We start from the raw sequence: 11,359 nt of genomic DNA on the forward strand, positions 1-11,359 counted from the left end.
CAAAGATGATTTTAAGTTTTATTCATTTTTTAGTCTTTTGATATTACCGTATTTTTCGATGTTTTTAGGAAGCTATATTTTAAATTTATTCCCTAGACCAAAAGCATCAATAGTATATAGTGGGGCTAGTTTGGTGTTGTATCTATTTTTGTGTAGTTTAGCTATTGTATTTGCGAAAATAATAACAAATAAGAAATAAAATAAAACTGGTTAATCCTTCCCAGGTTTGCTATAATAGCCGTTATTGGGAGGAGAGAATATGACAACAACAAATGCAAATAAAATGGCAACTTGGCCAGTATCAAAATTATTATTCTCAATGAGTGTCCCAGCAATGTTTTCGATGCTTATTCAAGCACTTTATAATATTGTAGATACAGTTTATATTTCGCAAATATCGGAACAAGCAATGTTTGCGCTAGGGTTAGTATTTCCAATGCAAATGATTGTAACTTCTTTATCTTTAGGGGGAGCAATTGGAACATCAACATTAGTAGCTAGACGACTTGGGCAACGGAACCATGAGGAAGCAAATAAGACGGCATCAACTGGTCTTATCTTAGCTTTATTTCACACGGTGTTTTGTGCTTTTGTAGGAATCTTTTTGTCAAAACCATTCTTAGCTCTATTTACAAAAGATCCAACGGTTCTTGCTATGGGATATGATTACTTGAGTGTAGTAATGGTGTGTAGTGTAGGGGTTTTTGTGGGGATGTATTTCGAAAGAATATTCCAAGCACAAGGTAATATGATATTACCGATGATTTCATTATTAATAGGTGCAATTACTAATATTATTCTTGATCCAGTATTTATCTTTGGTTATTTTGGAATTCCTGCTATGGGAGTTAGAGGTGCAGCAATCGCAACAGTAATTGGGCAAATATTTGGGATGTTGTTTATTACAGGTTGTATGTTAGTTGGTAAACATGAAGTTAAATTTCAGTTTAAAGGATTACATTTACGCTGGCATCGTATTAAGACTATTTATTCGGTAGGGTTACCAGTAGCGATTATGAATGCAGTTGGTTCGGTTACTACTACTTGTATGAACTTTGTACTAGTCAATTATTCAGATGCGGCAGTTACCGCATTAAGTATTTACTTTAAATTGAATTCGTTTGTATTTATGCCAGTCTTTGGCTTAAATCAAGGAGCATTACCAATTTTATCATTTAACTTTGGTTCACAAGATGTGGAACGTTATAAAGCAACGGTTAAACTATATTTAATGACAGCGATAGGGTTAATGGTAGCAGGTACAGCGTTATTCATGTTTGGTACAGATTTACTATTGGGATTATTTAATCCATCTGCTGCTTTACTTGAAGTCGCAAGAGTAGCGTTGATTATTATTTCAATTTCATTTGTATTTGCGGGTGCTTCTATTTCGATGAACACAGTGTTCCAATCTTTAGGCAAAGGAATGTCTAGCATGATTATGACGCTATTACGTCAATTGATATTCTTAGTGCCATTTGCATTTATTTTTGGAGAAATATGGGGTTTAAATGGTGTTTGGGCATCATATCCTGTTGCAGAAATAATTGTAGTCTTGATTTATATCCCAATTTGTTATAAAACATTTAAGAAGGCGTTTAATTTAGTGTAAGAGGTGAGATTCGATGAAGCCAAATGATGATATTAAAAATGAATTAGATGAAATACTGAAAAAACTTGATGAAGCAGAAAAAGAGTTTACATCAAAAATGAAAGAGTTTAATCTACAAGAATCAAATCAAAAGGATCAACAAACAACAGATTAATTAAATAATTTTGGGTTTATCTTCTGATAAGCCTTTAATTTTTAAAAAGGAGCATAGTATGGATAAAAAGTTAGTGGATGTTATTTTAGTTATATTAGGTAATATTTTGATTGCATTTGGAGTGGCTGTTTTCATATTGCCATATAATATTCTATCAGGGGGACTTGCGGGTTTAGGGATTGCCTTACAACCGCTCATTCATATTGATCCATTATTATTTGTTAATATATTTACGATTGGTTTATTTTTAGTAGGAACAGCACTACTGGGAAAGAACTTTGCGTTTAAAACATTAATTAGTAGTATTGTATACCCAGTCGCTTTACTTTGGTTTAAAGGTCGATTCATGATTGATGTAGATCCATTGTTAGCGTCATTGTATGGTGGATTACTTACAGGTATTGGTGCAGGAATTGCGATGCGTACTGGAGCAAGCACAGGTGGCATTAATGTAGTTACAATGATATTACATAAATACACAACATGTAGTTTAGCAACATTGGTATTAATAATTGATGCGGTTACAGTAGGATTAGGATTATTCTCTATGGGAATTGAATCAGTACTAATTGGATTTATTGCAGTATGGACAGCATCTCAAGCTGTTGATAAAGTATTGATGATGGGATTACAGGATGCTAAAGCAGTGCAAATTATTTCACCTAGATATCAAGAAATATCGGATGCAATTCATGAAAAGATGGTACGTGGTACTACTCTTCTACATGCTGAAGGTGGTTATTCTCATGATGTGCAAAAAGTTGTGTTAACAGTGGTAAGTAAAAATCAATATCGTGACTTAACAAGATTAGTTAATGATATTGATCCAAATGCTTTTATTGTTATGAGTGATACAAATGAAGTAAAGGGACTTGGATTCACAAGCGAGTTTAAAATATAGCCTAGTAAAATAGTGCACATCCATTAATTCAGCAACTAAAAAATGGATGTGCATTTTATAATATAATTTTTTGGAAAATATATTAATTGTTTTTACTACTGTTTTAAATATACAAAATTTAGTATAATTAAATTAATACTAGGAGATTCATATGAACTATAAAGAAATGCTATTAAGTAAAAATGGGTTGGCAACTCATTATTTATCAAGAGAGTTTTTAAAGTTTTCACTTAACCAAAAAATACCTACAGTAACGGAATTTTGTGATAAGCTGAATCTTTCAAGGGGAACGGTTCAAAATTCAATTAAATTTCTACAAGATAATAAAGCAATAGAATTAGTTTCGAAAGGACACCTTGGGACTTTCTTAGAAGAAAAAAATACTAAAATATTACTTGAATTTGCAGGAATAACTTCAATTGTTGGAGTTATGCCTTTACCATATTCAAGAAAATACGAAGGTTTTGCAACTGGCTTAATTAGCACAATGGAAAATCGTTATAATATTCCTTGTTCTCTAGCGTATATGAGAGGTGCAAGAAATAGAGTGAGTATGCTTCTAGCTAATCGTTATGATTTTGCGGTGTTGTCAAAATATGCAGCTTTACAATTTATTGAACAAGGACTTGAATTATCAATAATCAAAGAATTTGGAGTACATTCTTATCTTAGCGAGCACATTGTTGTGTTTAATGACCCTACAATTAAGGAAATTAAAGATGGAATGAAAGTTGGTATTGATTCAGATTCATTAGATCAACAATTTTTAACCGAAAAGGCATGTGGTAATAAAAAGGTAGAATTGATACCAGTAGATTATTCTCAAATTCTTACACATATTCAAAGTGGAGTAATTGAAGCGGCAATATGGAACAAAGATGAAATAACAGATAAGGATTTGAAAATTAACTATTCTCCACTAGTTGTGGATGAATTAAGAGATACAGAAGCAGTAATAGTGTGTAGAAAAGCAGATCAAATAATTCCTTTATTGGATGAACTAATAGATATAAAGATAGTTTTGGATACGCAAAAGCTAGTATTAGAGCATAAACTAACTCCAAGCTATTAAATAAATAAAAACGAATAATTTATTTTGTGGTTGACTTTAAGTGGCAATAATAATAAAATAAAAATGTATTCAATATACAAAATATAGTATATTGAATTTAGTGGAGAGCAAATGTTAAAAGAGAGAATAAGAATTTTAGAGAACGCCAATATTATATCGGCAGAAAGTGCATCATATGTAATTGGTGTAATTGACGAGTTAGCAGATTCAAACCTAGAAACAGGGAAAATGGAGATGTTTACAACACATCTAGCAATGGCAACTGAAAGAATCATAAAGAAGGAAGCTGTTGATAATCTAGATGAAGGAATTTGGGCAGAAGTAGTGAAACATGCAAGTTATGAAAAAGCTTCAGTTTTCTATGACAAAATGGTTTTAAAAGCACCAATCCCATATCCAGAAGAAGAAAAGAGATTTCTATTAATGCATTTATGTAATTTATTTGCTGAGGAATAGAGAAACTCGTCTCAAATAGAAGGAGGAAGATTATGTTACGCATTGTGGTAGGAGGTCAAATTAATAAACAAGAAATACATGATTTTATCAAAAAATCACTTGGAGACAATGTTGAACTTGTTATTAAAAATGATCTTGATGCAGTTAACCTGTTAAAAGCTGGCACGTATGAATATTATGTAGGTGCATGCAATACAGGTGGAGGGGGAGCATTAGCAATGGCTATGGCTTTGTTAGGCCCTGAATTATGCAAAACAATTTCGATGCCAGGAAAAATTTTCTCAGATGAGGAAATTATTGCGGCAGTAAACGAAGGCAAAAAAGCATTTGGATTTACTGCTCAGCATGCTGAAAATGTTTTACCTGTATTACTTCAAGCTTTAGTAGAAAAAAACAAATAGGAGGATAGTATATGAATTATGTATTACTTGCAGCAATTGGTGCATTAGCAGCAGTGCTAGCGAACAAGGGAATTGCGGTATTCAATGATGGATTCCGTCCAATCGTTCCACAATATCTTGAAGGAAAGATTAATCGTAAAGAATTAGCAACAATGAGTTTTGCAATCAGCTTCGGTTTGGTTATCGGGTTTGGTATTCCAACATCAATCGCAGCGACAATTATTTTGATTCACGCAATTTTATTAACAACTGATATTATCGGTACATGGTGTCCAGATAATTTAACTGGTACAATTATGTCAGCAGTAATTGGTGGTCTTTATGGAGTTGGGATTTTAGTTGGGCTTGAATCTATAGTAACTATTTTTGGTTACTTACCATTCAACTTCTTGAATGCTTTAGGTAGTGTATCAAAATTTATAACAGTGGCATTTGCTGTTTTCCCAGCGTTAGCAGTAGCATATCAACATGGCTACAAAAAAGGAATTGTTACTGGAGTTATCACTGTATTAGTTTATTTCTTAATTAAAAAGTTTGGAATTTTCTCATTAGGAGAATTTAAAATTGCATTAAGTGGTGAAGGTATGGCTATGTTAGCAGGTACAATCACAATGTTAATTTATGCAACACAAGTTAAAAATGAAGGTGGAGATGCAAATACATCTTTAGTAAATGTATTCTCAAATCAAGTTTCAAGAATTAGAAAAAACTGGATTCTACTTGCAGTAATGGGTGGATTAATTGCAGCAGCAACATCATTATCAGTAGTTGCTGGTGACCCAACATCTTTAGCATTACTTGCAGCTGGATCATATTCTGAAGCAGCATTAGCAGCGTTTGCACGTGCTATTGGATTTGTTCCATTAGTATTTACAACAGCTATTGTTACTGGTGTTTACGGACCTGCAGGTTGTACATTCGTATTTGTAATTGGTCTATTATTTATTAATAATCCAATTGTTGCATTAATTGTTGGTGCAATTGTTATGATTGTAGAAATTCTATTAATTAATGTTTTCGCAAAAGGTATGGATAAATTCCCAGGTGTTAAAGATATGGGTGAACATATTCGTACATCAATGAATAAAGTACTTGAAGTAACTTTATTAGTTGGAGCTGTTGTAGCAGCTGAAGCAATGGCAGGAGCAGTTGGATTGAGTGGTATTGGAGCTCTATTTGTAATTGGATGTGAGTTACTAAATAAAACATTCAAAAAGCCAATTGTTGAATTAGCAATCGGACCTGTTGCTTGTATTTTATTTGGAATTTTAATTAATATTTTACTAGTAGTTAACTTAGTAGCATTAGTACCAGTAGCATAAACAAGTAGTAAATATAATCTTCTTCATACAAGTGGAGTGATAAATTCACTTCACTTGTATTACTTTTATCACGGAGGCAGAAATGGAAATTATAAAAGGATATACATATATGCATGAGCATATGTACATTGATTTATCGAAAGTAAAACAAGATAGTGACTGTACGTTTGATGCGACAGATGAAATAATTTTAGAATTAAAGGAATGTTATGCACTTGGTTTAAGAAATATAGTCGAAGTATCGAATCGTGGTATGGGAAGAGATATAGCTATAATTGAAAGAATTGAACGAGAAACTAAATTGAATATAATTAAATCAACAGGATATTATAAAGTACCGTTTCTTCCAGAAGAGTTTAACTTATTAAGTGAAGAAGAATTAGCGGATATAATGGTTGATGAAATTACTAAAGAAATTAACAATGGTGTTAAAGCGTGTGTTATAGGTGAAATTGGAACGAGTAATAATACTTGGGAAGATGAAGAAATTAAGCTTTTCAATGCGGCAGTTATAGCGCATAAAAAAACAAACGCACCAATATATACACATACTACATTAGGTACATTGGCAATTAGTCAAGCAGACTATTTTATTAAACAAGGAGTCGATCCTAAAAAAGTAATTATAGGACATATTGATTTAAGTAAAGATTTAAATGTTATTATAGATGTATTAGATAAAGGATTTTATGTAGGATTTGATACAGTTGGGAAAAACAATTATTTTCCTGATGAACAAAGAATTGATTTTCTTATTGAGATTGAAAAGAGAGGTCAAATTAATCAAGTGATGTTATCACAAGATTTAACTAGAAAATCTCACTTAGAAGTAAATGGTGGAATAGGATATGCTTATTTACTAAAAACATTTATACCTATGGCAATAGAAAAAGGATTATCTAAAGAATCGATTGATACAATGCTAATAGAAAATCCACAAAGGTTTTTTAAAGATTATGAATAAGCAATTAATGAATTCAGTTGCTTGTTTAAATCCATATAAATCTGTTGAAAAGGTATTAACTAAGATAGAAAAAAATGAAGATAGAAATTTAATAGGTATAAAAAATGTTAAACAAATTCCATCTTCTTTAATAAATAAATTAGAAGCAAGTAATAAATATTTAGCTCATACACTTGATGCTCATTCATTAGGCGGCAGAGCAATTGATATTAATTTAATAAATCCGATTAGTGGTAGATATATGACAGGATCAAGTAGTGGTACTGCAATAAATGTATTAGTTGGAATTAATGATATAGGGATAGGAACAGATGGTGGAGGTTCAGTATTAGCGCCAGCATTGTCGGTTAATTGTTTTGGAATTATAAGTCCGTTAATTGAAAAAGAAAATATGACTAAATATTCTAAAAGATCTACTGATGGTATTATGTTTAGTCCCTCAATAGGATTTATAACAAGAGAATATAAAGTGCTTCTTGAAACGTTTGAGTTAATATTAGGGAATGTTAATTTCTATGAAGACATCAAAGTGTTTACTGATATACATGATGAAACTAATTATTCTTTTGATGTAGAAAAAATAGAATTTTCAAATCAATTAGACACAAGAAAAGTATGCATAGATTTTTTGAAAGAAAATTTAGATAAGTGTGATGTTATGATATCACAAGAAGGACCAGTTGATTTAGAGGGATTTGGAGATACTATATTTGGTCATTTTGATGAGACAACTCAAGCAATTCAACGTAGTAGTAAAAAAGGATTTGTAAGAGTAGCTAATATGGTTGATGCAACTTGTTTGGTTGTGCCTAAAAAAGAATTTGCACAAGGATATGTACTAATGTGTGAAAGTAAAAAAGAAAAAATTGATAAAATGTTTTGTATAGCAGAACAACTAGTTACAGAAGAAGATAAATTAATAACTAATTATTTCTCAAATTTAAATATGTATTTTGAGGAAGGATATGGAGGATGAATATGAAAACATTTCCGCTTAATTCAATAACACTTGAACAAGCTAAAGAAAAACAATTTCGTCTAGTTGATGAAATATGTAGAGAATTTGATGGGACATCATTTTTAAGTTTAGGGGATTTAGGTGTTGTAAAAGGTTTAAATAAACCAAGATACGCTGAGAAAGTAGAAAAGGTTTTAGCGAAATACTTTGAAAGCGAAAGCAGCATTCTTGTAACAGGAGCGGGAACTGGTGCAATCCGATTTGCATTAATGGCTTCGGTTGGAGCTAATGCTACAGTTTTAGTGCATAAAGCACCTATTTATCCTACGACGTTAACATCGTTACAAGGATTAAATGCAAATATCATAGAAGCTGATTATAATGACTTAGAAGAGTTGCGTGAGGTTTTAACCAATAATAAAATTGATGGAGCTATTGTGCAATATACACGTCAAAAACCAGATGATAGCTATGATATAGCAGAAGTAATCAAAACGATTAAAAATACTAAAGATATTATGATTGTTACTGATGATAATTACGCAGTAATGAAAGTAGAAAAAATTGGAGCTGAATTAGGTGCTGATTTATCATGCTTTTCATCATTTAAATTATTAGGTCCTGAAGGTGTTGGTATCATTGTTGGCAAAAAGGAATTAATCGACAAAATTGAAAAGATGAATTATTCAGGCGGAAGTAAAGTTCAAGGTTGGCAAGCGATGGAAGTGCTACGCGGTTTAACATATGCACCGGTTGCACTAGCTATTCAAGCAGAAGAAAATGAAGAGCTAGTTAATAAATTAAATAGCGGAATATTACCAGAAGTTAAAAATGCATTTCTTGCAAATGCTCAGTCAAAAGTTTTGTTAGTTGAATTTAAAGAAAATATTGCTGAAGAAGTTTTAGTGGAGGCTGAAAAATTGGGCGCAGCACCAAACCCTATCGGTGCAGAATCTAAATACGAATTAGTACCAATGTTTTACCGTGTATCAGGAACGTTCTTACAAAGTGATCCTACATTAATAAAAAGAATGATTAGAATTAATCCGATGAGAAGTGGCTCAAAAACAGTTTTAAGAATACTTGAAGAAAGTATTAAAAAGGCTAAGTAATGTTTGTAAATATGATTGAACAACGCAATCGTGCGTTATTAGAAACTACTTTTAAACTACATCAAGAAGGATTAATTGAGCCTGATACTTATGTTGTAGATGTGGATAGTTATTTAGAGAATGCAAAGTTAATATTAGAAGAGGCAAAAAAGCACAATATACATTTGTATTTTATGCTTAAGCAAATAGGAAGAAATCCTTTCTTAGCCAAAGAACTTGTTAAGCTTAGTTATGAGGGAGCAGTTGTTGTAGATTTTAAAGAAGCGAAAGTTATGATGAAACATAATGTTCCAATTAGTAATGTGGGACATCTTGTTCAACCTTGTAAATCACTTATTCAAAAACTTGTAGATTATAAGTGTGAATATTTTACGGTATATTCTGTTGAGAAAACAAAAGATATTAATGATTGCGCAAAAAAAAGTGGCGTTGTTCAAAAACTACTATTAAGAGTTTATGATGACAACGATATGATTTACAGTGCTCAAACAGCAGGGATTCATCTTAAAGATTTAAAGAGTGTAGTCGCTCAAATTAAAGAATTAAAAAATGTTGAAATTAAAGGAGTTACATCTTTCCCTTGTTTTTTATATGATCAAGAAAAAGATGATACTGAACCAACAAACAATTTGTATACAGTTTTAAAAGCAAATGAAATATTATCTGAATTAGGAATTGATGTTGAAAATATAAATGCCCCATCAACAACGTCTGTAAATACGATTTGCAAAATGGTTGAGTACAATGTTACCAGTGGAGAGCCTGGTCATGGACTTAGCGGAACTACACCAATTCACGCAACTAAAATTCAACCGGAAATACCTTGTGTAATCTATCTAAGTGAAATTTCTCATAATTTTATGGGGAATGCATATGCATTTGGTGGTGGACATTATCGTCGTTCTCATATAGAAAATGCACTTGTTGGATTATCTGTTGATGATTATAAAAAAGTTAAAGTGATTAAGCCTGTTGATGATAGCATTGATTATCATTTTGGGTTAAATGAAGAATGTAATATTAACGATACAGTTATTATGGCGTTTAGATTTCAAATATTTGTTACTCGATCAAATGTTTGTTTAATCCAAGGTATAAGTTCAAATAAACCAAAAATTGTTGGTGTATACAATAGTTTAGGAGATGAGATCATTGAATAAGAGATTTGTTGTTATTGTGCTTGATGGATTCGGAATCGGTGCAATGAAAGATGCAAAAATTGTAAGAGCGGGGGATGAAGTTAGTAGTACCCTAGGAAGTATTTTATCTAGTTTTCCAGATTTATGTTTACCAAATTTAGAAAAACTTGGATTAATGAATGCTTATGGAAAAAATAGTAACATGATGAAAGAATATCCTAATGCAAACTTTGGAAAATCCGAGTTAATGCATTTTGGTGCTGATACGTTTATGGGTCATCAAGAAATTATGGGCACATTACCAAAAAGACCACTTGTGCAACCATTTCAAGGTAAGGTTGATGAAGTTAAAGAACACTTAGAAAAAAATGGTCATAAAGTAGAGGTATTAGAAACAGAAGGTTTACGTTATTTGTTGGTTGATGATTATTGTACTGTGGGCGATAACATTGATGCTGATTTAGGAATGGCATATAACTGTACTGCTCCACTTGATTTCATGAGTTTTGATAAAGAATTAGAGATTGGTAAGTTGGTTAGAGAAGTTGTAACAGTAAATAGGGTAATACCTTTTGGAGGTACTAATACAACAATTAAAGATATTTTGAATGCAGAAGAAACTCGTGATGGAAAATTCATTGGAATTCATGCAGTAAAATCAAAATCCTATCAACAAGGTTATCAATGCTTGCATTTGGGATATGGAGTAGATCCAAAAGTTCAAGTGCCAGAACTATTATCAGCTCAAGGAGTTCCAGTAACGCTAATTGGTAAAGTTGCAGATATTGTAATTAATACCAATGGGAAATCAATTTCATGTGTTCCTACTGAAGAGGTTTTGAATATTACTATTGATGAAATTAAAGCAATGCAAAATGGATTTATTTGTACTAATGTTCAAGAAACAGACTTAGCAGGTCATAGCCAAGATGCAAAAAAATATAAAGAGTTATTAGAATTAGCTGATGAAAAAATTGGTGAAATTATTAAACTGCTTCATAAAGAAGACACCTTAATTGTTATGGCAGATCATGGTAATGATCCGAATATCGGTCATAATAGACATACTCGAGAAAATGTACCTTTATTAATATATCGTGAAGGTTTAGAAAATGTTCATATTGGATTACGCAAAAGTTTATCGGATGTTGGAGCAACTGTAGCGGAAGCATTTAACTCGAAAGCACCACAAAATGGGACATCGTTTTATTCGGAACTAAATAAGTAATAATATACTGATTTATTAATAACCTAGAATGTGAAAATAA

Annotated in this window: 13 protein-coding genes; all 13 read left to right on the plus strand. The window is 31.7% G+C overall.

All coding sequences use genetic code 11. From position 1 onward, the window contains the following. Nucleotides 1-199, plus strand: a 199-nt coding sequence (locus RR430_RS07900; protein WP_332508890.1) for a hypothetical protein, incomplete at its 5' end; no start/stop codon positions are given. 60 nt (nucleotides 200-259) lie between these two features. Further along, nucleotides 260-1,612 carry an MATE family efflux transporter gene (locus RR430_RS07905; protein ID WP_332488004.1) on the plus strand — a complete coding sequence of 451 codons (1,353 nt, stop codon included), beginning with the start codon at nucleotides 260-262 and terminating at the stop codon, nucleotides 1,610-1,612. A 13-nt stretch (nucleotides 1,613-1,625) separates the two neighbouring features. Next, nucleotides 1,626-1,766 carry a hypothetical protein gene (locus RR430_RS07910; protein ID WP_332488002.1) on the plus strand — a complete coding sequence of 47 codons (141 nt, stop codon included), beginning with the start codon at nucleotides 1,626-1,628 and terminating at the stop codon, nucleotides 1,764-1,766. A gap of 58 nt (nucleotides 1,767-1,824) precedes the next feature. Next, nucleotides 1,825-2,667, plus strand: a complete 843-nt coding sequence (locus RR430_RS07915) for a YitT family protein (protein ID WP_332488000.1) — start codon at nucleotides 1,825-1,827, stop codon at nucleotides 2,665-2,667. A gap of 151 nt (nucleotides 2,668-2,818) precedes the next feature. Next, a complete protein-coding gene (yhfZ, locus tag RR430_RS07920) occupies nucleotides 2,819-3,739 on the plus strand; it encodes a GntR family transcriptional regulator YhfZ (protein ID WP_332487998.1) in 921 nt (306 codons plus the stop codon). A gap of 111 nt (nucleotides 3,740-3,850) precedes the next feature. Continuing rightward, complete coding sequence (locus tag RR430_RS07925; RefSeq protein ID WP_332487996.1) at nucleotides 3,851-4,195, plus strand: PRD domain-containing protein; 345 nt, start codon at nucleotides 3,851-3,853, stop codon at nucleotides 4,193-4,195. 32 nt (nucleotides 4,196-4,227) lie between these two features. Then, a complete protein-coding gene (locus RR430_RS07930; protein WP_332487994.1) occupies nucleotides 4,228-4,596 on the plus strand; it encodes a DUF2620 domain-containing protein in 369 nt (122 codons plus the stop codon). 11 nt (nucleotides 4,597-4,607) lie between these two features. Next, nucleotides 4,608-5,918, plus strand: a complete 1,311-nt coding sequence (locus tag RR430_RS07935; protein ID WP_332487992.1) for a YhfT family protein — start codon at nucleotides 4,608-4,610, stop codon at nucleotides 5,916-5,918. Nucleotides 5,919-6,000: 82 nt separating this feature from the next. Next, the gene (locus RR430_RS07940) at nucleotides 6,001-6,882 is read left to right on the plus strand and encodes a phosphotriesterase family protein (protein ID WP_332487990.1); all 882 of its coding nucleotides are present in this window, start codon (nucleotides 6,001-6,003) and stop codon (nucleotides 6,880-6,882) included. Continuing rightward, complete coding sequence (locus RR430_RS07945) at nucleotides 6,875-7,858, plus strand: amidase family protein (protein ID WP_332487989.1); 984 nt, start codon at nucleotides 6,875-6,877, stop codon at nucleotides 7,856-7,858. The genes RR430_RS07940 and RR430_RS07945 overlap by 8 nt, the downstream gene beginning before the upstream one ends. Before the next feature lie 2 nt (nucleotides 7,859-7,860). After that, nucleotides 7,861-8,952, plus strand: a complete 1,092-nt coding sequence (locus RR430_RS07950; protein ID WP_332487987.1) for an aminotransferase class V-fold PLP-dependent enzyme — start codon at nucleotides 7,861-7,863, stop codon at nucleotides 8,950-8,952. Continuing rightward, nucleotides 8,952-10,112, plus strand: a complete 1,161-nt coding sequence (locus tag RR430_RS07955) for a YhfX family PLP-dependent enzyme (RefSeq protein ID WP_332487985.1) — start codon at nucleotides 8,952-8,954, stop codon at nucleotides 10,110-10,112. The genes RR430_RS07950 and RR430_RS07955 overlap by 1 nt, the downstream gene beginning before the upstream one ends. Then, nucleotides 10,105-11,319, plus strand: a complete 1,215-nt coding sequence (locus RR430_RS07960) for a phosphopentomutase (RefSeq protein ID WP_332508891.1) — start codon at nucleotides 10,105-10,107, stop codon at nucleotides 11,317-11,319. Before RR430_RS07955 ends, RR430_RS07960 begins: the two co-directional genes overlap by 8 nt. Nucleotides 11,320-11,359 lie beyond the last annotated feature (40 nt).

This window comes from Anaerorhabdus sp. (genome assembly GCF_036641015.1).
Lineage (GTDB): Bacteria > Bacillota_I > Bacilli_A > Erysipelotrichales > Erysipelotrichaceae > Anaerorhabdus.